Annotated in this window: 26 protein-coding genes, 1 pseudogene and 1 other annotated feature; of the genes and pseudogenes, 15 read left to right on the forward strand and 12 right to left on the reverse strand. The window is 66.6% G+C overall.

Translation table 11 applies throughout. The features are described 5' to 3' along the window. Nucleotides 1-25 precede the first annotated feature (25 nt). The 5 genes and pseudogenes from G6N44_RS00900 (at nt 26) to G6N44_RS00920 (ending at nt 3,234) form a co-directional block, all read left to right on the forward strand. Nucleotides 26-538, forward strand: coding sequence for a DinB family protein (locus G6N44_RS00900; RefSeq protein ID WP_163660312.1), 513 nt, complete (start codon nt 26-28; stop codon nt 536-538). Nucleotides 539-581: 43 nt separating this feature from the next. Further along, nucleotides 582-956, forward strand: coding sequence for an ArsR/SmtB family transcription factor (locus G6N44_RS00905; protein WP_163660315.1), 375 nt, complete (start codon nt 582-584; stop codon nt 954-956). Next, nucleotides 953-2,026, forward strand: a pseudogene (arsB, locus tag G6N44_RS00910) (ACR3 family arsenite efflux transporter); the annotation flags it as partial. The gene G6N44_RS00905 and the pseudogene arsB, both read left to right, overlap by 4 nt. 41 nt (nt 2,027-2,067) lie before the next feature. Continuing rightward, nucleotides 2,068-2,736, forward strand: coding sequence for an arsenate reductase ArsC (locus G6N44_RS00915; RefSeq protein WP_013470140.1), 669 nt, complete (start codon nt 2,068-2,070; stop codon nt 2,734-2,736). A 30-nt stretch (nt 2,737-2,766) separates the two neighbouring features. Then, a complete protein-coding gene (locus G6N44_RS00920; protein WP_006246586.1) occupies nt 2,767-3,234 on the forward strand; it encodes an arsenate-mycothiol transferase ArsC in 468 nt (155 codons plus the stop codon). A gap of 306 nt (nt 3,235-3,540) precedes the next feature. Here G6N44_RS00920 and G6N44_RS00925 read toward each other — a convergent pair whose 3' ends face one another. Together G6N44_RS00925 and G6N44_RS00930 are read right to left on the reverse strand one after the other, a co-directional pair. Further along, on the reverse strand, nt 3,541-5,520 hold the full coding sequence (locus G6N44_RS00925; protein WP_084032479.1) for a heavy metal translocating P-type ATPase: 1,980 nt from the start codon (nt 5,518-5,520) through the stop codon (nt 3,541-3,543). Beyond that, nucleotides 5,517-5,888: an ArsR/SmtB family transcription factor gene (locus tag G6N44_RS00930; RefSeq protein WP_050982640.1), complete on the reverse strand. Its 372-nt coding sequence runs from the start codon at nt 5,886-5,888 to the stop codon at nt 5,517-5,519. The genes G6N44_RS00925 and G6N44_RS00930 overlap by 4 nt, the downstream gene beginning before the upstream one ends. Nucleotides 5,889-6,004: 116 nt before the next feature. Between G6N44_RS00930 and G6N44_RS00935 the strand changes: the two genes are divergently transcribed. The 4 genes from G6N44_RS00935 (at nt 6,005) to G6N44_RS00950 (ending at nt 9,092) form a co-directional block, all read left to right on the forward strand. Continuing rightward, a complete protein-coding gene (locus G6N44_RS00935) occupies nt 6,005-6,643 on the forward strand; it encodes a methyltransferase family protein (protein ID WP_006246589.1) in 639 nt (212 codons plus the stop codon). Next, nucleotides 6,618-7,322 carry an adenylate/guanylate cyclase domain-containing protein gene (locus G6N44_RS00940; RefSeq protein ID WP_006246590.1) on the forward strand — a complete coding sequence of 235 codons (705 nt, stop codon included), beginning with the start codon at nt 6,618-6,620 and terminating at the stop codon, nt 7,320-7,322. The genes G6N44_RS00935 and G6N44_RS00940 overlap by 26 nt, the downstream gene beginning before the upstream one ends. Next, nucleotides 7,319-7,807 carry a class I SAM-dependent methyltransferase gene (locus G6N44_RS00945; protein WP_235682909.1) on the forward strand — a complete coding sequence of 163 codons (489 nt, stop codon included), beginning with the start codon at nt 7,319-7,321 and terminating at the stop codon, nt 7,805-7,807. Before G6N44_RS00940 ends, G6N44_RS00945 begins: the two co-directional genes overlap by 4 nt. Nucleotides 7,808-7,851: 44 nt before the next feature. After that, a protein-coding gene (locus tag G6N44_RS00950) for an IS3 family transposase (protein ID WP_372508218.1) occupies nt 7,852-9,092 on the forward strand; the annotation gives its coding sequence in 2 pieces (ribosomal slippage) (nt 7,852-8,137 and nt 8,137-9,092; 1,242 coding nt in all). Then, nucleotides 8,127-8,243: a sequence feature (AL1L pseudoknot), on the forward strand. (Overlaps the previous gene by 117 nt.) A 277-nt stretch (nt 9,093-9,369) precedes the next feature. On the opposite strand, the gene G6N44_RS00960 is transcribed toward G6N44_RS00950, so the two are convergent. Together G6N44_RS00960 and G6N44_RS00965 are read right to left on the reverse strand one after the other, a co-directional pair. Further along, a complete protein-coding gene (locus G6N44_RS00960; RefSeq protein ID WP_163660319.1) occupies nt 9,370-9,705 on the reverse strand; it encodes a thermonuclease family protein in 336 nt (111 codons plus the stop codon). 11 nt (nt 9,706-9,716) lie between these two features. Further along, the gene (locus tag G6N44_RS00965; RefSeq protein WP_163660321.1) at nt 9,717-9,917 is read right to left on the reverse strand and encodes an excalibur calcium-binding domain-containing protein; all 201 of its coding nucleotides are present in this window, start codon (nt 9,915-9,917) and stop codon (nt 9,717-9,719) included. A gap of 167 nt (nt 9,918-10,084) precedes the next feature. Here G6N44_RS00965 and G6N44_RS00970 point away from each other — a divergent pair, with 167 nt between their 5' ends. Then, a complete protein-coding gene (locus tag G6N44_RS00970; RefSeq protein WP_276039843.1) occupies nt 10,085-11,641 on the forward strand; it encodes an acetolactate synthase large subunit in 1,557 nt (518 codons plus the stop codon). Here G6N44_RS00970 and G6N44_RS00975 read toward each other — a convergent pair whose 3' ends face one another. After that, complete coding sequence (locus G6N44_RS00975; RefSeq protein WP_235682911.1) at nt 11,642-12,685, reverse strand: class I SAM-dependent methyltransferase; 1,044 nt, start codon at nt 12,683-12,685, stop codon at nt 11,642-11,644. Nucleotides 12,686-12,687: 2 nt separating this feature from the next. Beyond that, the gene (locus G6N44_RS00980) at nt 12,688-12,930 is read right to left on the reverse strand and encodes an LPXTG cell wall anchor domain-containing protein (RefSeq protein WP_163660325.1); all 243 of its coding nucleotides are present in this window, start codon (nt 12,928-12,930) and stop codon (nt 12,688-12,690) included. A gap of 46 nt (nt 12,931-12,976) precedes the next feature. On the opposite strand from G6N44_RS00980, the gene G6N44_RS00985 reads away from it, so the two are divergent. After that, entirely contained in the window at nt 12,977-13,717 is a 741-nt protein-coding gene (locus G6N44_RS00985; protein ID WP_163660327.1) for an SHOCT domain-containing protein, read from the forward strand. Nucleotides 13,718-13,741: 24 nt separating this feature from the next. Here the strand turns inward: G6N44_RS00985 and G6N44_RS00990 are convergent, their stop codons facing one another. Together G6N44_RS00990 and G6N44_RS00995 are read right to left on the reverse strand one after the other, a co-directional pair. Beyond that, entirely contained in the window at nt 13,742-14,374 is a 633-nt protein-coding gene (locus G6N44_RS00990; RefSeq protein WP_163660330.1) for an MBL fold metallo-hydrolase, read from the reverse strand. After that, a complete protein-coding gene (locus G6N44_RS00995) occupies nt 14,371-15,462 on the reverse strand; it encodes an S-(hydroxymethyl)mycothiol dehydrogenase (protein WP_163660332.1) in 1,092 nt (363 codons plus the stop codon). Before G6N44_RS00995 ends, G6N44_RS00990 begins: the two co-directional genes overlap by 4 nt. Nucleotides 15,463-15,564: 102 nt before the next feature. On the opposite strand from G6N44_RS00995, the gene G6N44_RS01000 reads away from it, so the two are divergent. The 3 genes from G6N44_RS01000 to G6N44_RS01010 all read left to right on the forward strand — a co-directional run bounded on the left by G6N44_RS01000 (nt 15,565) and on the right by G6N44_RS01010 (nt 17,932). Next, a complete protein-coding gene (locus tag G6N44_RS01000; protein ID WP_179964457.1) occupies nt 15,565-16,461 on the forward strand; it encodes a chemotaxis protein CheY in 897 nt (298 codons plus the stop codon). Nucleotides 16,462-16,472: 11 nt separating this feature from the next. After that, nucleotides 16,473-17,306 (forward strand): serine hydrolase domain-containing protein, encoded by an 834-nt coding sequence (locus tag G6N44_RS01005; protein ID WP_163660334.1) that lies wholly within the window; start codon nt 16,473-16,475, stop codon nt 17,304-17,306. Between the two features lie 113 nt (nt 17,307-17,419). Beyond that, a complete protein-coding gene (locus tag G6N44_RS01010; protein WP_163660336.1) occupies nt 17,420-17,932 on the forward strand; it encodes a DUF3145 domain-containing protein in 513 nt (170 codons plus the stop codon). A gap of 4 nt (nt 17,933-17,936) precedes the next feature. On the opposite strand, the gene G6N44_RS01015 is transcribed toward G6N44_RS01010, so the two are convergent. The 4 genes from G6N44_RS01015 to G6N44_RS01030 form a co-directional block, all read right to left on the reverse strand. After that, a complete protein-coding gene (locus tag G6N44_RS01015; protein WP_163660338.1) occupies nt 17,937-18,461 on the reverse strand; it encodes a hypothetical protein in 525 nt (174 codons plus the stop codon). A 4-nt stretch (nt 18,462-18,465) separates the two neighbouring features. Further along, nucleotides 18,466-20,736 carry a glycoside hydrolase family 183 protein gene (locus G6N44_RS01020; protein WP_163660340.1) on the reverse strand — a complete coding sequence of 757 codons (2,271 nt, stop codon included), beginning with the start codon at nt 20,734-20,736 and terminating at the stop codon, nt 18,466-18,468. A gap of 123 nt (nt 20,737-20,859) precedes the next feature. Next, on the reverse strand, nt 20,860-22,314 hold the full coding sequence (locus tag G6N44_RS01025; protein ID WP_163660342.1) for a flavin-containing monooxygenase: 1,455 nt from the start codon (nt 22,312-22,314) through the stop codon (nt 20,860-20,862). Further along, nucleotides 22,311-23,195, reverse strand: coding sequence for an SDR family oxidoreductase (locus tag G6N44_RS01030; RefSeq protein WP_170309376.1), 885 nt, complete (start codon nt 23,193-23,195; stop codon nt 22,311-22,313). Before G6N44_RS01030 ends, G6N44_RS01025 begins: the two co-directional genes overlap by 4 nt. 106 nt (nt 23,196-23,301) lie before the next feature. Between G6N44_RS01030 and G6N44_RS01035 the strand changes: the two genes are divergently transcribed. Next, entirely contained in the window at nt 23,302-23,937 is a 636-nt protein-coding gene (locus tag G6N44_RS01035) for a TetR/AcrR family transcriptional regulator (RefSeq protein WP_163660344.1), read from the forward strand. The last annotated feature ends 80 nt before the right edge of the window (nt 23,938-24,017 follow it).

Below are 24,017 nucleotides of genomic sequence, written 5' to 3' on the forward strand. Positions count from 1 at the left end.
GCCGCGGCAGGCGCATGATCGGGGCATGGACCGCGATGCCATCGCTGCCGATCTGGAGCGCGCGCGTGTCACGTTCCACCAGCTACTGGCGGCCGCCGGCCCCGACGACTGGGATGCGCCGACGCGCGGAACCCGGTGGACCAACGGCCAATTGCTGTTCCACATGGTGTTCGGCTACATGGTCGTGCAGCGGCTGCTGCCCCTGGTGCGGGTGATGGGCCGACTACCTGACCGCGTCAGCGGGGCATACGCCCGGTTGCTCAACGCCGCGACCACGCCGTTTCATCAAATCAACTACTACGGATCATGCGCCGCCGCCATGGTCTACAACCGGCGCAGGATGGGCGCCAAACTCCACCGGGTCATCGACTCACTGCAACACCGGCTCGCCCGCGAGACCGACGACACCCTGCGGCGCGGCATGCATTTCCCGCCGGGATGGGATCCGTTCTTCTCCGACTACATGACGCTGGAAGACGTCTACCGCTACCCCGGGCGCCACTTCGACTTCCACGCCGCCCAACTCACCTTCACCTGACGTTTCATTTGCCAACAACTTCGATATCCGTCAATATTGATGTATGTCGAAGTCGCAGGAGTCGTTGACCGACGGGGACGCGTGCTGCCCACCCGGGGCGCTGCTGCGCGAACCCCTTACCGCCGCGGACGCGGCGGACATGGCGGTCAAACTCAAAGCGCTGGCCGATCCGGTACGCCTGCAGCTGTTCTCCGCGATCGCCAGCCACGCCGGTGGTGAGGCCTGCGTCTGCGACATCTCCGCCGACATCGAGGTGTCACAACCGACCATCAGCCACCACCTCAAAGTGCTGCGCGACGCCGGGCTACTGACCTCACAGCGCCGGGCCTCCTGGGTGTACTACGCCGTGGTGCCCGACGCGCTGGCCAGCCCCGCCGTCCTGTTCGGCATTGACGCAGCCGCCGGGGTGTCGGCATGACCGACACCACCACCCCGGCCCCAGCGGTCGTGGGCAAGCTCTCCACCCTGGATCGGTTCCTGCCGCTGTGGATCGGCGCGGCGATGGTCGCCGGGTTGCTGCTGGGCCGCTGGGTTCCCGGCTTGAACACCGCGCTGGAAAGCGTTCAGCTGGACGGGATTTCACTGCCCATCGCTCTTGGCCTGCTCATCATGATGTACCCGGTGCTGGCCAAGGTCCGCTACGACCGCCTCGACACCGTCACCGGCGACCGCAAGCTGCTGCTGTCCTCACTGGTCCTGAACTGGGTGCTCGGCCCCGCGCTGATGTTCGCGCTCGCGTGGCTGCTGCTGCCCGACCTGCCCGAATACCGGACCGGCCTGATCATCGTCGGCCTGGCCCGCTGCATCGCCATGGTCATCATCTGGAACGACCTGGCCTGCGGCGACCGGGAAGCCGCCGCCGTCCTCGTGGCGCTCAACTCGATCTTCCAGGTCATCATGTTCGCCCTGCTGGGCTGGTTCTATCTGTCGGTGCTGCCCGGCTGGCTCGGCCTGGAACAGACCACCATCGACACCTCCCCATGGCAGATCGCCAAGTCCGTGCTCATATTTCTGGGCATCCCGCTGCTGGCCGGCTACCTGTCGCGCCGGCTCGGCGAGAAAACCAAGGGCCGTGACTGGTACGAGGCCAAGTTCCTGCCCCGGATCGGGCCGTGGGCGCTCTACGGGCTGCTGTTCACTATCGTGATTCTCTTTGCGCTGCAAGGCGACCAGATCACCCACCAACCGTTCGACGTCGCCCGCATCGCCCTGCCGCTACTAGCGTACTTCGCGATCATGTGGGGCGGAGGCTACCTGCTCGGCACCATGCTCGATCTCGGTTATGAGCGCACCACCACCCTGGCGTTCACCGCCGCGGGCAACAACTTCGAACTCGCCATCGCCGTCGCGATCGCCACCTACGGCGCCACCTCCGGCCAAGCCCTGGCCGGCGTCGTCGGCCCGTTGATCGAAGTCCCGGTCCTGGTCGGGTTGGTCTACGTGTCCTTGGCGTTGCGCAACCGGTTCCACCACCACACCTCCCAACACCTTCCTGCCGACGGCTCGACGACGAGAACGGAACCCAATCCATGACTGACAGCCCCGTCACCCACGAGCTTCGCCACGATCTGTCCATCGACCAGCAACTCGCCCTGAAAACCGCGGCGACCCGGCTGGGCGGTGAGTTCGATGGCACCTTCGGTACCGAAACCATCGAACGGTTCTTGCATTCGTCCTACGACCAGTTCGCCGGCCGGGCCACCATTCCGAACTTCCTGCCGCTGTTGGCCGAACGGTTCGCCCGCCAACGCCTGCACGCCCTGGCGAGAGTGGAAGGAAAGATCAGCGACGGCAAACCGACCGTGTTGTTCCTGTGCACCCACAACGCCGGCCGCTCGCAGATGGCGCTGGGCTACTTCACCCACCTGGCCGGTGACCGGGCCGTCGCCTGGTCCGGTGGATCCGAACCCGGCAACGAGATCAACCCCGCCGCGATCGCTGCCATGCACGAAGTCGGTATCGACATCACTGGCGAATACCCCAAACCCTGGACCGACGAAATTGTGCAGGCGGCCGACGTCGTCATCACCATGGGCTGCGGGGACGCCTGCCCGATCTTCCCCGGGAAACGCTACGAGAACTGGGAACTGCCCGACCCCGCCGGCCAGGGCCTCGACGCCGTCCGCCCGATCCGCGACGACATCGAAGAACGCGTCCACCGTTTGTTGGCCGACCTGAACGTGCCCGTCACCCGGTAGCCGCGAAAACCTCAAGGGAACACACCGAATATGGCTGACACATCAGTGTTGTTCGTCTGCGTCAGTAACGCCGGAAAATCGGTCATGGCCGCCGGGCTCATGCGCCAGATCGCCGGACCGACCATCCACGTCAGCTCGGCGGGCACCCGCGCCAAGACCGCCGTCAACGACCTCTCGGTACAAGCCTTGGCAGAAGTCGGCGTCGACATCAGCGACCATCAGCCCGCCCAACTCACCGCGCAGATGCTCGACGACGCCGACCTGGTCGTCATCGTCGGCAGCCAAGCCCACCTCGACGAGTACTGTCCCGGCGTCACCATCCAGCGGTGGGATACCGACGAACCCTCCTTGCGCGGCATCGACGGAATCGACCGCATGCGAATCATCCGCGACGACATCACCACGCGCGTCCAGGCCTTGGCCGCCAACCTTTCCACCGCGATCACACCACCCACCGGCCAGCCATCCCGATCCAACGCGCGTATTGAGCGAAGCTAGATGTATGCGTGTGGAACTTCTCACGAGCCCGGGATGTCCGAATGCGGCGGCGGCTCGGCGCTTGCTCGCCGAGTGTCTGTCTGAGGTTGATATCGCTGAAGATGTGGTGGTGGAAAGGGTCGGTGGATATCCATCGCCAACAGTGCTCGTTGATGGTATGGATGTCATGAAGCCGGGCACTGAGCTGGCAGCTGATGCGTGCCGATTGGACCTTCCGACCAGGGATCGCGTGCTGGCGGCGCTTCGGAGTGCGACGCCGTTGACGTGATCGATCCGGGGTCTTACCCCGATGTTGCGGCCCCGAGTTCAGCTGGCTGCCGTGGTCTTCTGGTTGCGGGTGTGGGCCAGCCGGTGGGAGTCGGTTCCGGTTTCGATGATGGTGCCCCCGAGGGGCTTGGTGCGTCCGGCGCGCACGCCGTTGGCGATGACGACGATTTCGGCGAGTTCGTGCACCGCGACGACCGCGGCCAGCCCGAGGACACCGGTGAGGGCGAGCGGAATGAGCACCGTAATCAATGCCAGTGAGAGGCCGACGTTTTGCAGCATGATCCGCCTCGCGCGCCGCGCGTGGGCCAGTGCTTGGGTGAGGTGGCGCAGGTCTTCACCCATCAGCGCGACGTCGGCGGTTTCGATGGCCACGTCGGTGCCCATCGCGCCCATGGCGATACCCAAATCGGCAGTGGCCAGGGCCGGGGCGTCGTTGACGCCGTCACCGACCATGGCCGTCGAGGAACGTTGGCGCATTTGACCAATTAGCGCGGCTTTGTCTTCGGGCCGCAGATCGGCATGCACGACCTCGATGCCCACCTGCTTGGCCAATGCGTGGGCGGTCGCTTGGTTGTCACCGGTGAGCATGGCCACCTGATACCCGCCGCGGCGCAGCTGGGCGACGACGTGGGCGGCTTCGGGCCGCAGCTCATCGCGCACCGCGACTGCCCCGATGATCTGGTCGTTGTCTTCGATGAGCACGGCGGTGGCGCCGGCGGCCTGCATGGCCGCGACCTGGCCGGCCAGCGGGCCGGGGTCAAGCCAGCCGGGGCGGCCCAGCCGCAATCGACGGCCATCCCGCGCGCCGGTCAACCCGGCACCGGTGACCGCCTGCACGTCATCAGCCGGTTGCACGGGGCCCTGCGCGGCGGCGAGAATCGCTGCCGCGAGGGGGTGTTCGCTGCGGGCCTCCAACGCCGCCGCCACATCCAGCACGTGCTCGCGGGTGGCGCCGTTGGTGGTGGCGACGTCGATGACGGTGGGTGCGTTGGCGGTCAGGGTGCCTGTCTTGTCCAGCGCGATCGTGCGGACCGCGCCCAGGGCTTCCAGCGCCGCCCCGCCCTTGACCAAGACACCGAGCTTGCTAGCCGCGCCGATCGCGGCGACCACCGTGACCGGCACCGAGATCGCCAGCGCGCAAGGAGAGGCCGCCACCAACACCACCAGGGCACGTTCGATCCACACCAGCGGATCGCCCAACACGCTGCCGATGGCGGCGATGAGGACCGCGGCGATCATGATCGCGGGGACCAGGGGTTTGGCGATGCGGTCGGCCAGGCGCTGGGCTTCGCCCTTGCGGGACTGCTCGGCCTCCACGATCGCCACGATGCGGGCCAACGAGTTGTCAGCAGCAGTGGACGTGACCTCAACCTCCAGCACGCTGGTGCCGTTGATCGACCCGGCGAACACCTCATCACCGGGCCCGGCCTCTACCGGCACGGATTCGCCGGTGATGGCCGAAACATCCAGCGCCGTGCGCCCCGACACGATCGTGCCGTCGGTGGCGACGCGTTCGCCGGGCTTGACCAGCATCCGGTCACCCACCGCCAACTCTGCTGGGGCGATGGTGGTTTCGGTACCGTCGCGGAGCACGGTGGCCTCATCGGGCACCAGCGACAACAACGCCCGCAGACCTCGGCGGGTGCGGGCGAGGGAGTATTCTTCGAGGCCCTCGCTGATGGAGAACAGGAACGCCAGCATGGCGGCCTCGCCGACCTCGCCGAGGATCACCGCGCCGACCGCGGCGATCGTCATCAGCGTGCCGACCCCGATCTTGCCCTGCGCCAGCCGGCGCAGCGTCGAAGGCACGAACGTGTAGGCACCGATCACCAAGGCGAGCGCATACAGGCCGATTTCGACCGCATGGGGGCCGCCGGACCAGCCGACCACATAGCCGGCCAAAAGCACCACGCCCGCCACCGCGGCGGCGCGCAGTTCGGTGATCTCCCAAAGCCGTTCGGGTTCCTGCTCGTCCTCGCCGGGGCGGTCGTCGCTGCCGCAGCCGCACGCCTCACTCATCGCGCAACCTTCTTCCGCTCAGTCGGGTGGCCGTAGTTGGGGCACAACGCCACCGCGTTGCCGGTGGCCTCCAAGACAGCTTCGGCGGCCCGCAACATGTCCAGTAGTTCCGGGCGGGCCAGCCGATACACCGAGGCGCGGCCCTGCGGCCGGAAATCCACCAGCCCGCAGTCGCGCAGGCACGCCAGATGCGCCGACACCGTCGACTGCGCCAACCCCAACTCGCCGGTCAGATCCACCACCCGCGCCTCACCGACCGCCAGCCGGCGCAGGATCGCCAACCGGGTGCCATCCGAGAGGCTGTGAAACAACGCCGTCGCCGCATCCACATTCCCGCACATCGCGGGATCGACCGAACCACTTTTCATCGCCACACGACGATGATAGCGTCCAACACTATTGATCGGTCAACCCCGCCAACATCGATACAACCCGATGGATGAGGACGCAGGGCGGGGACGGGCCGACCGGGAAGGAGCAGGCGATGGCACTGACTGCACTGGGCCTGTTCGCGATGTTGATGCTGGTGATCGGGGCCTGTCGGCGCCGGATCCAGCTGGCCCGCATCGGCGACAGCGGCAACCGGCGGGGTTGGCGGCCCGACGGCACCCTGGAATGGTGGGCGCTCGCGCTCGCCGACGTGGGCTATCTGCTGGTCGGCGTCGGCGCCCCAGCGGCGGCCCTGGCCGGGCTCGCCCCACTGCGTTTCGCCGACCATCTGCTGGTTCATGCGACTGGGATCGCGGTTGCGGTGGTGGGCATCGGGCTGACCTTGCAGGCCCAGCTGGGGTTGGGGGCCTCGTGGCGGATCGGGGTTGATGAGACCGAACGCACCGAGCTGGTCACCGGCGGCCCGTTCGCGATTGTGCGCAACCCGATCTTCACCACACTGCTGCTCACCCTGACCGGCCTGACGCTGATGGTGCCCAACCCGATAGCGATCGCCGGCCTGCTGATCGCGATCGCCGGCATCCAGCTGCAGGTGCGCGAAGTGGAAGAGCCCTACCTGCGCCGCGTCCACGGCCACACCTACCGCGACTACACCACCCGAGTGGGGCGCTTCCTACCGTGGCTCGGCCGCACCAGAGATGAGACCAATGATGCTGCCCGACACTACACCTGACTTCGACACGGTCGAGGCGACGGCGGCGTTTGTCGACCTGGCCGGCTACAGCATCCTCACCGAAATCTGCGGCGACCACGAAGCCGCCCAGCTCGCCGCGCGGCTTGCCGACCTGGCACAGGCTGCACTACAACCGGGCGTGAGGCTGGTGAAGACGATCGGGGACGCGGTCATGTTGACCGCCGACACACCCACCCAGATGCTGGCCACCCTCACCGACCTGGCAGAGCAGGTCGCCGGCGAGGACGGGTTCCTGGCGCTGCGCGCCGGAATCCATCACGGACCCGTCATCGCCCGCGGCGGCGACGTGTTCGGCCACACCGTCAACATCGCCGCCCGCATCACCGCACTCGCCGGGGCCGGCCACGCCGTGATCACCGACCCGATCGCGGCTGCCGCTACCCGACAAGGCCTGTCCACCCCAGCGATCGGTGCTCCGCCGCTGCGCAGCATCACCACCCCGATTCCGCTACACACGCTGGCCCTGACCGAGGCCCGCTACCCCCGCGACCCGGTCTGCGGCATGCGGATCAACCCGGAAACCGCCCGGGCGCGACGCCGCTACCAGGACCGGGATTGGTGGTTCTGCTCGACCGACTGCGCCCACCAATTCACCACCACCCCAAGCACTTACACATCGACACTCCCGGTCACCGCCAGTGAACGGCAGCCGACATGAGCCGCCCCTGGGGCCGCAACCGGCTCAAATTCGCCCTGGCCGGACCGCTGTTCGAAGCCGGCAACCGGTTCATCCCCGGCCGACCCCATGACCGGCTCGCCCAGCTCCTCGCCGACCAGAAACCGAAACGAGTGCTCGAACTGTGCGGCGGCACCGGCTACGCCGCCCGCCTGCTCGCCCGCAAATCCCCGAGCACACGAGTGGATTGCCTCGACATCTCCCCGGAAATGCTGGCCGTCGGCCGCCGCTACCTCACCCGCGCCGGGATCGGTACCGTGGCGCTGCATGAAGGTGACGCCGCCGCACTGCCGTTCGGCAATGACACCTTCGACGTGGTGATGAGCGTGTTCGGCTGGCACGAACTGCCCACCGACATCCGCCACCGCGCCATCGACGAAGCCATCCGCGTTCTACGTCTCGCCGGCCAGGTCATCGCCATCGACCTCGACCCACCACCCACCGCCCGCACCATCTTCGAGACCTGAAGTACCCCAGGTTTTGTTCCGATCCGTATAGGAGGATCAGGAACATGCCCCGTCAGTATTCGCCGGAGTTTCGCGATCGTGCGTTGCGGATGTTGGACACCATGATGGAAGCCTCGGATATTTCTGAGTTCGAGGCCATCAAGTCGGTGGCCAGCAAACTTGGCATCTCGGAGGAATCGGTGCGTCGGTGGCGACGCAAAGCTCAAGTCGATGCTGGCGAACGGTCCGGCACGACCAGCGCCGAGCACACCGAGATCCGCAAGCTCAAACGTGAAGTCGCCGAATTACGCAGAGCCAATGAGCTTTTGAAGTCAGCGTCCGCGTTTTTCGCAGCGGAGCTCGACCGCCCCGTGACGAAATGATCGCCTTCATCGACGCACATCGCGATCAGTTCGGGGTCGAGCTCATCTGCCGCATCCTACGGGCAGCAATCCCGGGGTTCCTTACCGCTCGAGGCTATCGCGCCGCGCGGACCCGACCGGCCTGCGATCGCGAGATCCGCGACGAACAGCTGATCGCCGACCTGCACACCGTGCACCAAGACAACTTCTCGGTGTACGGCGTCAAGAAGATGCACGCAGCGATGCAACGTCGCGGTTGGCACCTGGGCCGCGAACAAACACGACGATTAATGCACAAGGCTGGCCTACGCGGCGTCCAACGGGGCAGACCGGTGTTCACCACGGTCACCGACCCCGCCGATCAACGGCCGGCTGATCTGGTCAACCGTCAGTTCAAGGCCTCTGCACCGAACCGGCTCTGGGTCGCTGACATCACGTTCGTGCGGACCTGGCAGGGGTTCTGCTACACCGCGTTCGTCACCGATGTCTGTACCCGCAAGGTCGTCGGCTGGGCAGTCTCGGTGACGATGCGCACCGAGGACCTTCCGTTGCAGGCGTTCAACCACGCTGTGTGGCAGGCAGATTCAGATCTATCTGGGTTAGTGCATCATTCCGACCGCGGGTCACAGTACCTATCGCTGGCTTATACCGATCGGCTGGCCGAGCTCGGGATCGCCCCCTCAGTCGGATCCCGCGGCGATAGTTATGACAACGCCCTCGCCGAGGCGGTCAATGCGGCCTATAAGACCGAGTTGATCAACCGCGGCAGACCCTGGCGGTGCGTCGATGACGTCGAACTGGCAACCGCCGCCTGGGTGTCCTGGTACAACCAGGAACGCCTGCATGAAGCTCTTGGCTACGTTCCACCAGCCGAGTACGAGGCCGCCCTCACCGGCGCCTCACACCCCGTGAGCCAGCCAACCCCGGCCCTCACAACCAACTAGGAAAAAACCTGGGGTGCTTCATTCACCGTTCCCCTCGGCGGCGAACACTTCCTGCGCCGCCCCCTCAACCACATCCGCAACGACCCCAACCTCGACATCGAACGCGTCGAACGCTTCAAACTCGGCCTCGTCGAACGCCTCACCGCCCGCAAAACCACGTAACCCGACGCGAACTCACCGACCATCCAGCTAGAGCTGTCCCACATCAACAGCTCAGCCGCGCCCTCGAAGGCTCCAAAGACTCCGACTGATGACCGGCCCCGGTGAACCGGATTGACTAGTGCAGATAAGTGCGCCCGTACCGGTCGGTCCTGTCCTGGGTCGGATCGGTCTGGAGTGCGACGCGTCGTCCGACCAGATTGGATCGTGCGAAGTCCGTCGCCTCCGGCCCCCAGCAGCCGACGGTGTATCCGGGCTTCTTCGTTTCCGGGGTGTCGATGCCCAGGATGCGCACGCGGAGGCGCCCCCGCACGTCGTCGCGGATATCGATGGTGTCGCCGTCGACCGCCCGCAACACCTCGGCGGTCGCGGTGACCGGGTCGGCCGCGACGGCCGGGGCGTGGATGAGGGTCGCCGCCAGGATCGCCAGTGCGGCGAGGGCGCGGATCGCCATTGTGACCGTGGCTATGACTTCTTCTCGCAGGCGATGCCGTCGCCGTCCCGGTCGAGGTGGTCGGCATAGCCGGGATCATCTTTTGTCATGTTGGCCTTGCCGTCGGCGTAGGCGTCCTTGCAGTACCGATACGGCGGGTCGGCCTGTGCCGCGGGAGCCACACCGATGGCGCCACCGATCAGAGCAGCGGCGAGGATCACGACACGAACCATTTGAGACACCTTGTCGATCTTGAATTGACGTACTGGTCAGTTGTCTGCATGGTAGCGGGACGGGCCGGGGCCGGTCGACCCGGTCGGGCCGTCGGCAGGCCGCCTTGCCAGCGTCGGCGACAGCGACCACGATGGGCCGGGTGGGCGACCCCAGTGAACACCCTGAGCTGAGTACCGGCGCCGAAGTGGTGGTGAACCGTCTGCTCGCCGAAGGCGTCGATGTGTGCTTCGCCAACCCGGGCACCTCGGAGATGCATTTCGTCGCCGCGCTGGATGCCGCTCCGGCCATGCGTCCGGTGCTGTGCCTGTTCGAAGGTGTCGCCACCGGGGCTGCCGACGGGTACGCCCGCATCTCCGGCACCCCCGCGGCGACCCTGCTGCACCTCGGCCCCGGAATGGCCAACGGCCTGGCCAACCTGCACAACGCCCGGCGCGCGTTCACGCCGGTGGTCAACGTCGTCGGCGATCATGCGACCTACCACCAACGGTTCGATGCGCCGTTGGAATCCGATATCGACGCACTCGGGCGATGGACGCACGGGTCGGTGCACCGGCCCGAATCATCCGCCGACCTCGACACCGCCGTCCACGCCGCGGTACGCAGCGCGACCCGCGCACCCGGACGGGTCGCCACCCTGATCCTTCCCGCCGACTATTCCTGGGGTAGCGCACCGCAGAACCCCTTGCCGGACAAAGGTATTGGGGGATCGGAAACCGACGACGCCGACCCGCCCATGGACGTCGCGCAGGCCGCCGAGCTGCTGCGAGCCCAGCGGGAGCGTGCAGTGGTGTTGCTCGGCGGTATCGCGACCCACGCGGACGGTCTGCGGGCCGCGGCGCGGATCAGCGCGGCCACCGGGGCGCGCGTCCTGGTCGAGACCTTTCCGGCCCGGCTGGCCCGTGGACAGGGGGTGCCTGCCATCGAACGGCTCGGCTACCTGGCCGAGCAGGCCACCCAACAGCTCTCCGGGGCAACGCATCTGGTGTTGGTCGGAGCGAAATCGCCGGTGTCGTTCTTCGCCTATCCAGGCAAGCCGAGTGTGTTGGTGCCCGACGGCGCCGAGGTCTGTGCGCTGGCCGTGGATGAACTGACCGTATTGGCCGACGAACTGGGTGGGGTGGTGCCGGCCCCGCAGCAACCCGGCCCCGCCGAGTTGCCCACGGGTCCGCTCAATCCACAGAACCTGGCGCAGGTGATCGCCGCGCTGCTACCCGAGAACGCGATCATTTCCGACGAGGCCAACACCAGCGGCGTGTTCCTGCCGGCCGCCACCGCGTCGGCTCCGCGCCACGACGTCCTCACCCTGACCGGTGGTGCTATCGGACAGGGCCTCCCGGTGGCAGTGGGTGCCGCGATCGCCGCACCGGACCGCCCCGTCGTCGCCCTGCAGTCCGACGGCAGTGCCGCATACACCATTTCGGCACTGTGGACGATGGCTCGCGAGCAACTCGACGTCACGGTGGTGATCCTGAACAACCACGCCTACGCCATCTTGCAGCTCGAGCTGTTGCGGGTGGGCACCCAGGCGAACGGGGAGCGGTCGCGCTCACTACTCGACCTGAGCCGTCCCGACATCGACTTCGCCTCGATAGCAAAGGGATTCGGAGTTCCGGCGACCCGGGCCACCACCGCGGAGGAACTTGCCGACCAGTTCCGGACGGCGCTGGCCGAGCCCGGGCCGCACCTGATCGACGCCGCGCTGCCGACCTGGTCGCCGGGTTGATCACTGGCTCGTACGGCGCTTCTCCAGCACCACCGCGGCGATCGGAATGCGCATCTCCTCGGGCTCGGCGCACAATTGCGCCGCGATGCCGGCATGCAGTTGGTCGTAGAACACCGGCAGCCGGTCCGGCGCACCCTCCAGCGCAGCCCCCAGATCGGCGAATGCGGTGAACCTGAGGAAATCGGCCCAGCGGGTGCCGAAAGCGCTTGCGTCCCTGTCACTGCGGTAGGCGTTGAAGATTCGGTCCTCGGCGTCGATCAGTTCGACGTGCTGGATCTCCAACCGTTCGAACCGGCCCGAGGGCGCGAACGGTGCGGTGAAATCCACTGCACGCCGTCCGGCGATCGGTAGCGACATCCGGGCCGCCTCCTCAGTGCTCACCACACCGGTCGCAATCAGCTCGGTCAGTGCTCGGGTGACGGCGCGGAACAACGGGCGATAGCCCAAGTCACCCTCATCGTCCAGTGCCGTCGTCAACACCACGAGGCGACCACCCGGGCACAGTTCGCGGCCGCGGAACGCGATGAACTCGTGCCAGTCGTGCGCTGCCTGCCTGGCATAGGCGCCGCGCACCTGCGCATCGTTGCTGTAGGCCGCGACGACGTGATCGGTGACCGGCATCGGCACCGTGCTCAGTCGCGCTACCGCCCATGCCGACCAGCCCAGGTGCACACTGTTCGACGGCAGGATCTGGCTGTAGAACGACCGGCCGATGGCCGAACTGAAGGCGGCCGAATCCCGGTGCCGATAGGACTCCGGATCCTCCTCCAGGATCCGGAACATCGTGGAGAAGTCGTTGTCGGCGACATCGGTGTGCGTGACCAGAATCGAGTGCTCGGGGCGGGTGCGGCGACGCACGGCGGCGATGGCGGCGTTGATCGGTTGCATCGAATTCTGCGCGGTGCCGGCCCCGTAGTCGGCGATGACGACGGGGTGTGGCGGTGTCGGGATCGGCACCGTATGCGCGGCCAGCTCGAGAAGCTTGATCGCCGAACTCATTCCGGCGGTGTGCGGGCGGGGTGTGGTTCGGCGCGGCTTGGCCATGATCAGGTTCGCCGTCGTCGGCGCAGCAGCAGTCCGATGAGAAGGCCCATGACGAAAATGATGACCAAGATGAACCACATCGGCGACTCGACCGTCACCCACAGCACGTGCACGCCCACCCGATCGCGGTTCTGCGCGACGAAGATCGCGGCGAGGGCGACCAGGATCAGTGCCACCCAGTAGCGCAGCGCCAACCGGCGTGCCGGGCCGGTGGTCTCGGCGCTCTCCGTCTCGTGGCGAGGCATACCCCGACGGTAACCCGCACCCGGCCGGCTATGACAAACTTCGGCCATGATCAGCCGTCGGTCTGCTCCACGCGCCGCGACCGTGCTATCGACCTCCACCCTCGTCATCGGCTTTGTCGGCCTGTTCGTAACGATCTTCCTGAACGCGTTCGTTCTGGACAGATACGACGCCTACGGCGAGGTGCCGATCCCGGGGAGCGCCAGCCTGGATTTGCCGCAGGGTGAGGTGACGATCAGCCTCCACACCATGGTCACCGGAACCGGAGCCCGTCTGCCGGTTCCGCCACTGCAACTGCACGTGTCCGCACCAGAGGGGGCCGCCGATCCGGTGCTGACCGAAAGCATCGGCGGGACAACCACGGTGAACAACGACGCTCGGGTGCGGGTGTGGGTGATGCAGGTATCCAGTGCCGGTGCCTACGAGATCAGCGTCGACGGCCAAGTCCAGGGCTATATCGATCCGTGGCTGGCCTTCGGGCACGGCAGTCGATACGGATGGCTGCCCTGGCTGTTCGGCGGACTCGCCGCAGTGGGTGTGCTGGCACTGATCTGCAGCGTGAGGTGGTCGGCGCGGGTGAACAAGCGGCCACGCCCCATCTCGGCTCTGGGACTTGAGCCAATGCCACCAGAGCCGGCGCCGCCGACCGGTTATCAGCCGGTCAGCTACCAACCCACCGACCAGGCGGTCAGGCTCGAACAGCTCAAAACGATTGCTGCCCTGCGTGATACCGGCGCACTGACCGAGGCCGAGTTCAAGGCGGAGAAGCGCCGAATCCTGGAGAACTGAGCTCAGCGTGCTCGCGACCCGGCGTCAGTGCCCGCGCGCGACCCACTCGTCGTAGTGGACGATCTCGTCGCCGATGGTGGTGGTGTCACCGTGGCCGGTGTAGACGACCGTCTCGCCGGGCAGCATTCCCAACCGTTTGGAGATGGAGTCCAGGATGGTGGGGAAGTCCGAGAACGACCGTCCGGTGGCACCCGGCCCGCCCTGGAACAGGGTGTCGCCGGAGACCACCGCGTTCAGTTCGGGGATCGACCAGCAGACCGATCCGGGCGAGTGCCCGGGGGTGTGCAGAGCGTGCAGTTCGATGCCACCGGCCCGCAACACGAGACCGTCTTCGACGGTGCGGAATTCGCTGTCGGGGTGCACGACCCGCCACAGCATCTCGTCGGCCGGGTGCAGCAGCACCGGCGCGTCCAGTGCCTTGCCCAGTTCGGGTGCGACGGTGATGTGGTCGTTGTGGCCGTGTGTGCAGACCACCGCGACGACGTTGCGGCCACCCACGGCCTCGATGATCGGGGCGGCGGTGTGGGCCGCGTCGAACACCACCACATCTTTGTCGTCACCGACGATCCAGATGTTGTTGTCGACGTCCCAGCTTCCGCCGTCGAGTTCGAACTTCCCGCTGGTGACGACACGCTGAATTTGAGAGGGTGCGCTCATTTCTTCAGCACCACCACGGAACGCAGCACCTCTCCGGCGTGCATCTTGTGGAACGCATCCTCGATCGCATCCAGGCCGATGCGCTCGGAGACGAACTTTTCCAATGGCAGTCGGCCCTGCAGGTAGTGCGAGATCAGGGTGGGGAAGTCGCGCTCGGGCAGGCAGTCGCCGTACCAGGAGGACTTCAAAGATCCGCCGCGGGAGAAGAAGTCGACCAGCGGCATCTCCAGCTTCATGTCCGGGGTCGGGACGCCGACCAGCACCACGGTGCCGGCCAGGTCACGCGCGTAGAAGGCCTGCTTCCAGGTTTCGGGGCGGCCGACCGCATCGATGACGACGTCGGCCCCGAAGCCGTCGGTCAGATCCTGGATGGTCTCGATCGCGTCGAGCTCACGGGCGTTGATGGTGTGGGTGGCCCCGAAATCGCGGGCCCAGTTCAGCTTCTTGTTGTCGGTGTCGACGGCGATGATCTTCTTCGCGCCGACCAGGGCGGCACCGGCGATCGCGGCATCGCCCACGCCGCCACAGCCGATGACCGCGACGGTGTCATCACGCGTGACGGCGCCGGTGTTGATCGCCGCGCCGATGCCGGCCATCACGCCGCAGCCCAGCAGGCCCGCCACCGCCGGGTCTGCCGCCGAATCGACCTTGGTGCACTGACCTTCGTGCACCAGGGTCTTGTCGGCGAACGCGCCGATGCCCAGCGCCGGGGTCAGCTCGGTGCCGTCGGTCAGCGTCATCTTCTGGGTGGCGTTGTGAGTGTCGAAGCACAGCTGCGGGCGACCGCGCTTGCAGGCGCGGCATTCCCCACACACCGCGCGCCAGTTCAGGATCACGAAGTCGCCGGGCTCGACGTGGGTGACGCCCTCGCCGACAACCTCGACCGTGCCCGCGGCTTCGTGGCCCAACAGGAACGGGTATTCGTCGTTGATGCCGCCCTCGCGGTAGGTCAGGTCGGTGTGGCACACCCCGCACGCGATGATGTCGACCACCACCTCACCGGGACCCGGATCGGGGATGACTATGTCGACCAGTTCGACCGGCTGACCTTTGGACCGGGAAATCACACCTCGCACCGTCTGGCTCATGCCTACAACTTAATCGAAACCGGACAGGTGTCCAATTGCTGGCCGGTGCTCATCGTCCGCCGAATCCCGGCCCGCCGGAGCATCCTCGCGTTACCGTGGGTTGTGGTTGACGATCGAACCCAACTGCTGGTGGTCGCACGCTCGGCATATCGGCGAAATGACTGGCGCACCAGCTACGAATCCTTCAGCCGTGTCGACGGGGTACAGGCCCTCGACACCGACGATCTTGCCGTGTACGCCGCGGCGGCCTGGCGGCACGGCCATGGTCGCGAATCCGTGCGGATCAACGAACAGGTGCACACCCGCCTGCTACGCACGGACCCGGTACAGGCGGCGATGAAGGCAGCCGAACTCGGCCTGGCCTGGCTGGCCCGGGGTCACGTGGCGCTGGCGGGCAGTTGGGGACAACGAGCGCAGGTACTGCTCGACGGCGTCCCGCAGACCGCCGCGCACGGCTACCTGGCGTACCTACTCGCTGCGACGGCGGCCGACACCGGAGATCACGACCAATTCCGCGCTGCGACACGACAATTGTCCGCCCTCGCGCAGGACTTGGACGATGCCGCCCTGGCCGCGCTGTCGCGGGCGCTCGGCGGTATGGCGGCTGTCGCTGCCGGCGACCCGGCCGGATACCAGGCGCTCGATCAGGTGCTGTTGCCGGTGCTCGACGAGCCTGTGCCGGTGGAGTGGGCGGCCGACGTCTACCGGCGGGCGTTGAGCCTGGCGCACCGCCGGGGTGCCGGGGATCGGTTGACGTCGTGGACGCAGTCCATGCAGCGGTGGTGTGAGGCCACCGAACCGGACTCCACCGAGTCGGCGTACCGCGCGGTCTTGGACGTGCACCGGTTGTCGGCGGTTGCCGACCCCGATCCGCGGGATCTGGTCCGGCGCGTGGTCGGCCTGCGTCGCCTGGTCGCCGACGTGGATGCGGTGGCGGCGGGCATGGTCGAGGAATTGCTTTCGCGGAGCCTGGCGGCGAGTCGGGGGCGTGCCGGATAGATTTGGCCGCGATGAGTGTCGCCGAAGTCCTCCGCGTAATCGATACCTGGCCGGCCGACTCGGCCGCCGCGGCTGTGGTGGGCCCGTCCGGGGTCCTGGCGGCCCACGGCGATACGAGCAAGACCTTCACGTTGGCCTCGGTGACCAAACCGCTCGTGGCGCGCGCCACCCAGATCGCGATCGAAGAGGGCGCGGTCGAACTCGACACCCCGGCCGGCCCACCCGGTTCGACGATCCGCCACCTGCTGGCCCATGCGTCGGGGGTGTCCATGCGTTCGGCCGAGGTGCTCGCCCGGCCGGGGCAGCGTCGGATCTATTCGAACTACGGGTTCGAACTGTTGGCCCGCGCCGTCGAGGACGCCACCGACATCGAGTTCGGCCGCTATCTGACCGAGGCAGTGTTCGCGCCGCTGCAGATGTCCACGTCGACGTTGTTGGGTGGGACGCAGGCGGCCGGGTTCGGCGGCGTATCGACCGTTGCCGACCTCGCGGAGTTCGCCGCCGAGTTGCTTCGGCCGGCACTGGTGTCACAGCAACTGCACGACGACGCAGTGACGGTGCAGTTTCCCGGACTCGGCGGGGTGTTGCCCGGCTTCGGGGTGCAACGCCCCAACGACTGGGGGCTGGGGTTCGAGCTCCGAGACGGTAAAACGCCGCACTGGACCGGCTCGGCAAACTCGCCGCGCACCTTCGGTCATTTCGGCCAGTCGGGGACCTTTCTGTGGGTCGATCCGGCCGCTGACCTGGCCTTGGTGGTGCTGACCGACCGCGACTTCGGGGACTGGACCTACCCACTGTGGCCGGCAATTTCTGATGGTGTGCTGAGAGAAAGCGGGACAGACTAGCGCAACACTGGCCTCACAGGGCACAATAGACACGCGCGACACAGACAACTGCATGCTCGATCGGAATACCAGGCCGTTGGGGAAGACGTCCCTCGTATCCGAAGGAGTAGCAGATGCGTGCGTCGAACCAGTTCGCCGATGCGGCGACAGGCGTGGTGTATGTCCATGCCTCACCCGCAGCGGTATGCCCTCACGTTGAGTGGGCGTTGTCGTCGACCCTGTCGGCGCGAGCGAACCTCAAGTGGACGCCGCAACCGGCCATGCCCGGCCAGTTGCGTGCGGTGACCAACTGGGTTGGGCCCGTCGGCACCGGGGCGCAGTTGGCCAATGCCCTGCGCTCATGGTCAGTGCTGCGCTTCGAGGTGACCGAGGATCCCAGTACCGGCGTGGACGGACACCGCTGGTGCCACACCCCCCAACTCGGTCTGTGGAGTGGTGCCATGAGTGCCAACGGCGATGTGATGGTCGGTGAGATGCGATTGCGGTCCCTGATGGCCGGCGGCGCCGACATGTTGGCGGCCGAACTCGACACCGTCCTCGGTACGGCATGGGACGAGTCTCTGGAGCCCTACCGCGACGGTGGTGACGGCGGCGAGGTGTCCTGGCTGAACCGGGGCGTGGGATAGTTCGTCAGCTACGCGCCCAGAGGCAGTAGCCGCTGAGCTTCGTCGTGAACATATGGTCGCTGACCTGGAAGGTCAGCGACTGTCCCGGTTCAGCACTGAACGTCTCGGGCTCCGACGTCTCGCCTGCGCCCAGGACGTCGACAACTTCGACGTTGCACCGTGCCTCGGCGGTCTGCGGTGTCGCCGTCCAGGTACCCGCATGGGCTTCCGGGTTCCGCCGGCCCTGACCGTGCAGGATCACCGGGGGCCCGGTGGTCAGCCAGTGGTCCGATGAGGGATACGGGCCACCGAATGTCTGCCAGTTGGCCCCATCGCACAACAGCAAGCGCCGATTGTTGCCGAGTTGCCCGGGGTCTGCTGGTGTCAGTGCCCCGGCAAGGCTTTCGGTGCACGCCGAGTCTGGTTGAGGTGCCGTGGTGTCGGCTGGCCCCTGCGGCACCGGTTCGGGTTCTGCGTGTGCGCACGCACTCGTGCTGAGTGCGACAGCCACGATGAGGCCCGCCGCACTCAACGCCGACGCGCGAGACATCCGTCTACACCGAAACCGTCTTCATCGGCGACAGGTCGGTACGCATCAACCGCACGTTGTAATCACCCCAGTAGGACAGGTTGTAGTACAGGTATTGCGAGTTGTCCTGCACCACATCGCCGTTCTCGTCGACGGTGTTGAAATAGTCGGTACCCGACATCGGGTGGACCATCGGCGCGTACATGCCGGAATCGGACGTCAGGTTGTTCTTCACCAGCGTCGTGGTATCCGACCATTCACCCTGCGGTGAATCCGACACCCGCATCACCACGTTGTTGCCGCCGTCGGTGTAGAGCACGACGTACTTGCCCAGATACTCGTTGTACTGCACCGACATTTCGCTGACATTGCCGTTGGTGGGCAGACCGCCGACCCAGATGCCGTTGGCGATCTTGGTGAACAATCCGAACGTGAAGAAATCCGCCACCTTGTACAGCGTCGGCAGGAAATCGGTACTGCTGGAGCCGAACACCGGAACCGCCGCCGACGGGTCGCCGGTCACCCACTTCCCGGTGCCGCTGGAATTCTCACCCGCCCAGTACTCGTAGGCGTCCAGGTTGGCGATCTGATCCTTTTTCACGCGGGCCATGTAGGCCGACCCCTGCCGGCCAGACGGGGTTCCGTACACGTAGACGTACGGGTCGGTCGGGTCGTCCGACATCACCAGCGCGTTCTGCTGGAAATGCTCGTCGCCCGGGACATAGGCCGGGCCCGCACGGAGCCAGCCCGAGGAACGCACGGTGTCACGGTCGACGACCCAGGTCTTGCCGCCGTCGTCGGAGTAGGCGATCGCCGAGTAGTTGGTGGTCCAACTGCCCGGGTTGTCCCAGGTCCGGACCGACATTACCGTGGCGTACTGCCGGTAACCGCCCACGGCGCCGGGGTTTTCGATCGCGATCGCCGACGTCGGGATCATCGTGTACGTGGTGCCGAACAGTCCGTTGAGGCCGCCCGGATCGTAGATGATCTGGGCGGCGCCGGCCGGATCGCCGCCGGTGCCGTACCACGTCGGCGTGCCGGGATTGCCGGGTCCCGCCCCTGCGTGGATCAGCGCGTCGCTGAACTGCAGACCGTTGGACATATCGGTGTCGGAAGTGCGGAACAACACGTTGTTGCGCCAGTCGCCGGTCATTCCCGGCGCGCTGTAGGTATCGCCGAACAACGTGTAGATCACCGGTTTTCCGGTCACGGGATCGGTATAGCCGCTGTCCCACATGATGCCCAGATCGGTGCCCGCGACGTACCAGTGATCGGTGACGCCGGACCCGGTGACCCACGGGAGCTTGATGGTGGCATCTGCCAACGACGCCGGGACCTCAGGCTTGGGTGTCAGATCATCGGTCTGCACCGCTGCATTGGGGGCGGCCGCCGTCATCGGCTGGATGTCGCCCTCGGCCACCGTCGAGGCGGCATCGTTGGCCGAGATGACGCGGGAACTCAGCGGGTTGATCGACCGCTCGAATTCCTTACGGGTCCAGGCCATCATGGCCCACAGTGCGGGGGACTGGCCCGGGCCGACCGGGCTGGTGCCCGCGCCGAACGGTGCCAGGCCGACCACTCCCAGCAGGGCCGAGACCACTGGCTGTGCGGTCACCTCGGGCGCGGTGGGCTCGGGTGTCGAGGGAAGTGCCTGCGGGACAACGGTGCTCTTCTGCACGACGGCGGGGGCGTCGAACGACGTGACCTCGGTGCGCACTGTCGACACGGTGTCGCGGCCGCGGCGGTCGATGTCCTGGGCCGCCTCCTTGAGACGTACCACCACGGTGCTGGGTCGCAACGTGCGCTGCCGATCGGGTGCAGAGGTCACAGCTTCCGGGGCGATCCGGGCGGTATCGGTGTGGTCGCCCTTCTTGTCGGGGTCGGCCTTCGTGCCGACATCGGGGGCATTGTTGAGTGTGCCCTGAATCTTGCTCCGGACCTTGGTCGTCCGGTTCTGCAGCGGCGTGCGGGCGGAGTCCAGACGGCTCTGCGTCTGCTTGATCGCATCACCGACGTCGTTGCGGCCGGACTCGACATCCTTGCGGATCCGCTCGCCGATCTTCGACAGCGCACCGGACGGGGTGGCAGCCGGCTTCTTGGTGCCGGTGGTTTTGCTCGGGCGCTTCTTCGTCCCCGGACTTGAGGTCGAGCCATCAGAGTTGCCCGCGGTCGATGTGCCAGGGTTGCCCGACCCGTCTTCGGCCCAGGCGATTCCGGTCCCGGAGGTCAGGGCAGTTCCGATGCCGAGAGCAACGGCCAGTGCGCCGACGCGGCCGATGTATTTGGTCGATTCCATGACGCTCCGTACCAGTCCACTCAGTCTTTACCCCGGCCCAGACGAAACCTACCCCGTACCGTTCACGGTGTCGGGCAAACACGCCAAATCGCCGAATGTGGCCTCGACCGCGGGCCTTCGCGGTTACCTGATGCGGTAGTGGGCGGGGTCCGGGGTGGACAGCATGCGGGTGAGGGTGGCCCGATCGAAGGGCCACAGGTCGATGGTTCCGGCGTCGGTGAAGTACCACGAATTGCACCCGGTGTTCCACACCGTCGGACCGAGGCCGTCGGCAACCGCGGCGTTGAATTCGTCGGTGGCCTGCTCGGTGACCTCGACCTCGGAGAGTTCGGCGTTCGCAAACCGCTTGAGCCAGGCCACGATGTAGCCGGCGGTGAGTTCGGCGGAGTACTGCAGCGGGATCGATCCGGTCGGCGAGTTCGGGCCCAGCACGGTGAACAGGTTGGGAAAGCCGGGGATCGCCGTCATTCGATAGGCGCGTGGGCCTTTGACCCACGCATCGTCGAGCGTGATGCCGTCACGACCCACGATGTTCATCGGGCGCATGTAGTTGTGCGCCTGAAATCCGGTGGCCAGCACCACGATATCCACGTCGTGGTGGATGCCGTTGGCGGTGCGGATGCCGGTTGCGGTGAACTCCTGGATGGGATCGTCGATCAGGGTGGCGTTGGGACGCTTGATGGCGCGGTAGTACGAGCCCGAGACCACCTGCCGTTTGCACAGGGGTTCGTAGTCCGGGGTGAGCTTGGCGCGAAGTGCGGAGTCGCGGACCTGGGCAGCCAGGCTCCAGCGCGCATAGGACTGCACCAGCGTGCGCCGCCATGACGGTGTGGTGACGACGTCGGCGAGGATATTGGCTACCCACTGCAGGCGCCGGAAGAGAACGTCGTGCCATCCCGGTCGCCGGCGCAGCACCCCGGCAAGCACCGACGACTGGCGCAGCGACATCGGTGCCCACAGGATCCACTGCGGCGATCGGGCGAAGTGCAACAGCGTGCGGGCCTTCGGCTGCAACGCCGAAACCACCTGCACACCGGTCGATCCCGTACCGATCACCGCGATGCGCCTGCCCTCGGTCACCACCTCCGGATCCCACCGCGCGGTATGCATGATCTGTCCGCCGAAACTGTCCATGCCGGGAATCTCGGGTATCGAGGGGTGATGCAGCACGCCGGTGGCGCAGATGACGAAATCCGCTGTCAGCGTGTCTCCGTCGCCGGTGGTGAGCGTCCACGACGTCGTGGTGCTGTCGTAACGCGCTTCGGTGACTTCGGTGTTGCACCGCAGATGGGTGTCGAGTCCGAAACGCTCGACGACGTCGCGGTGGTAGTGCTGGATGTCCTCACCGCTGGCCCAGATGTGGCTCCAGTTCGGTTTCGGTGCGAAGCCGAACTGGTAGATCTGCGACGGTACATCGCAGGTGAGCCCCGGGTAGCGGTTCCAGTGCCAGACGCCGCCGACGTCGGAACCCTTCTCCAGGATCGTGAAATTCGTGAATCCGGCTTGTTTGAGCGTGTAGGCCGTGGCGATACCGGCCATCCCGGCGCCGGTGATGACGATGCGGACCTCTCGGCTCATCGTTTCGCCCCGGAATCGGGCTGCGCGGCATGAGCTTTCGCCTGCCGGTCGATACGCTGCAGGTATGCGGACCGGCTCTGCTCGTCGAGTTTGGTCAGGGCGCGGCGGTCATCGATCCTGGTACGCACTGCGTTCTGGAGCGCTTCGGGTACCAGGGCGTCGACGAGGGCCCAGCCGGGGGCGATCCAACCCGGTACCGACGTGCGGGCAGCTCGGGTGCGGACGGTCTTGAGGATCGCGCGGGCGACGGCATCGGGATCCACAGTGGGAAGGCCGCTTCCGAGTTGCACACCCGAGGTGAGCTCGGTGCGAACCGCCGACGGCAGCACGGCCGACACGGACACCCCGGTGCCTGCGTACTCACGACGTGCAGCCAGTGAAGCGCCCAGTGCGGCGAACTTGCTGGCGTTGTAGGTGACCATGCCGGGAATCGGGATCATGCCCGCCATCGACGCCACATTGATGACGTGACCGCGGCCGCGGGCCACCATCGACGGGATCAGGGCGCGCATGCCGTTCAGGACGCCGCGCACGTTGACGTCGAGGATCAGGTCGGTCGTGGACTCGGTCTCGGCGTCGAACGCACCCAGCGGCATGACCCCGGCGTTGTTGACCAGGATGTCGATGCCGCCCGATTCCCTGACGGCGTCAGCGACGAATCGATCCCACGACGACCGCCGCGTGACGTCGAGGTATGCCGCCCGGCAGCGGGGGAGGCCGGCTGCGATCGTCGCGGCCACATCCGCGTCGACATCGCCGAGCCACACCGTGGCCCCACGGGCGGAGAACAGCTCCGCGGTCTTGGCACCGATGCCGCGTGCAGCGCCGGTGACGATGACGACCGCCCCGTCCACCGACTCCTCCCGCCGTGAAAACCGCACGTCACGCCTCCCCTGAAGTCATCTCCCGATAATTCAAATACTCACGGTATCTGAATACTTTGAGTTGGTTCAATACCCAGAGTCCGCTTCGATCTATCATCGGCGCATGCCGCGGCTGACCAGGGCTGAACGCCAGGAACGGACGCGGGCCGAGCTTTTGGAGGCCGCCAAGCAGCGCTTCCTGCGTCACGGCTATGCCGCCACGAGCCTCGAAGACATCGCCGACGACGCGGGTTTCTCAAAGGGCGCGGTGTACTCGAACTTCGGCAGCAAGCCCAACCTGTGCCGCGATGTCCTCGAGCTGATCCACCGTGAGAAGTTCGCCGAGATGGCCGAACTCGCGATATCCGACGCCGAGCTGGACACTCGTGTGGAGGCGTTGAGCGCCTGGCTGGAGCGCACCGCAGGCGATGTCGGCTGGACGATGCTGGAACTCGAATTCGCGGTGCTGTCGCGGAACAATCCCGAGCTTTCGCAGATGATCACAGCCCTGCGCAACGAAGCCGCGCAGATGGTCCTCGACGTAGTCAGGTCGATGTCTGCCGAACTCGGCCTCACCGAAGCGCAACTGGTGAACAGCGACGTGGCCGCGAGCCTGGAGGACCTCGGGAGTCTGCTGCTCAGCGCCGGGATCGGCCTGGGCATCCAGCGGGCCATCGATCCGTCCGTGCCTGCACGCCCGTTCACCGACGCCTTCGGACATCTGGTGAAACTGCTTGCCGCCCTGGGATCGCCGAAATAGCCCGAAGGAGTTTGGATGGTATTACCGGCCACCGCGCTGTCGACCCGACGTCCCAGTCGCAGATCCCGCGTGTGTTACGG

This window comes from Mycolicibacterium alvei, assembly GCF_010727325.1.
Classification (GTDB): Bacteria; Actinomycetota; Actinomycetes; order Mycobacteriales; family Mycobacteriaceae; genus Mycobacterium; species Mycobacterium alvei.

Excerpts from the sequence above, each read along its gene's own strand:
- G6N44_RS00920 (WP_006246586.1), top strand. The coding sequence starts at position 2,767 with ATGGCTGACACATCAGTGTTGTTCGTCTGCGTCAGTAACGCCGGAAAA.
- G6N44_RS01005 (WP_163660334.1), top strand. The coding sequence starts at position 16,473 with ATGAGTGTCGCCGAAGTCCTCCGCGTAATCGATACCTGGCCGGCCGAC.
- G6N44_RS00975 (WP_235682911.1), bottom strand. The coding sequence starts at position 12,685 with ATGGCCAAGCCGCGCCGAACCACACCCCGCCCGCACACCGCCGGAATG.
- G6N44_RS00980 (WP_163660325.1), bottom strand. The coding sequence starts at position 12,930 with ATGCCTCGCCACGAGACGGAGAGCGCCGAGACCACCGGCCCGGCACGC.
- G6N44_RS00925 (WP_084032479.1), bottom strand. The coding sequence starts at position 5,520 with ATGAGTGAGGCGTGCGGCTGCGGCAGCGACGACCGCCCCGGCGAGGAC.
- G6N44_RS00960 (WP_163660319.1), bottom strand. The coding sequence starts at position 9,705 with ATGGCGATCCGCGCCCTCGCCGCACTGGCGATCCTGGCGGCGACCCTC.
- G6N44_RS01010 (WP_163660336.1), top strand. The coding sequence starts at position 17,420 with ATGCGTGCGTCGAACCAGTTCGCCGATGCGGCGACAGGCGTGGTGTAT.
- G6N44_RS00965 (WP_163660321.1), bottom strand. The coding sequence starts at position 9,917 with ATGGTTCGTGTCGTGATCCTCGCCGCTGCTCTGATCGGTGGCGCCATC.
- G6N44_RS00915 (WP_013470140.1), top strand. The coding sequence starts at position 2,068 with ATGACTGACAGCCCCGTCACCCACGAGCTTCGCCACGATCTGTCCATC.
- G6N44_RS00990 (WP_163660330.1), bottom strand. The coding sequence starts at position 14,374 with ATGAGCGCACCCTCTCAAATTCAGCGTGTCGTCACCAGCGGGAAGTTC.
- G6N44_RS00945 (WP_235682909.1), top strand. The coding sequence starts at position 7,319 with ATGAGCCGCCCCTGGGGCCGCAACCGGCTCAAATTCGCCCTGGCCGGA.
- G6N44_RS00930 (WP_050982640.1), bottom strand. The coding sequence starts at position 5,888 with ATGAAAAGTGGTTCGGTCGATCCCGCGATGTGCGGGAATGTGGATGCG.
- G6N44_RS01015 (WP_163660338.1), bottom strand. The coding sequence starts at position 18,461 with ATGTCTCGCGCGTCGGCGTTGAGTGCGGCGGGCCTCATCGTGGCTGTC.
- G6N44_RS00900 (WP_163660312.1), top strand. The coding sequence starts at position 26 with ATGGACCGCGATGCCATCGCTGCCGATCTGGAGCGCGCGCGTGTCACG.
- G6N44_RS00905 (WP_163660315.1), top strand. The coding sequence starts at position 582 with ATGTCGAAGTCGCAGGAGTCGTTGACCGACGGGGACGCGTGCTGCCCA.
- G6N44_RS00940 (WP_006246590.1), top strand. The coding sequence starts at position 6,618 with ATGATGCTGCCCGACACTACACCTGACTTCGACACGGTCGAGGCGACG.
- G6N44_RS00985 (WP_163660327.1), top strand. The coding sequence starts at position 12,977 with ATGATCAGCCGTCGGTCTGCTCCACGCGCCGCGACCGTGCTATCGACC.
- G6N44_RS01035 (WP_163660344.1), top strand. The coding sequence starts at position 23,302 with ATGCCGCGGCTGACCAGGGCTGAACGCCAGGAACGGACGCGGGCCGAG.
- G6N44_RS01020 (WP_163660340.1), bottom strand. The coding sequence starts at position 20,736 with ATGGAATCGACCAAATACATCGGCCGCGTCGGCGCACTGGCCGTTGCT.
- G6N44_RS00995 (WP_163660332.1), bottom strand. The coding sequence starts at position 15,462 with ATGAGCCAGACGGTGCGAGGTGTGATTTCCCGGTCCAAAGGTCAGCCG.
- G6N44_RS01025 (WP_163660342.1), bottom strand. The coding sequence starts at position 22,314 with ATGAGCCGAGAGGTCCGCATCGTCATCACCGGCGCCGGGATGGCCGGT.
- G6N44_RS00935 (WP_006246589.1), top strand. The coding sequence starts at position 6,005 with ATGGCACTGACTGCACTGGGCCTGTTCGCGATGTTGATGCTGGTGATC.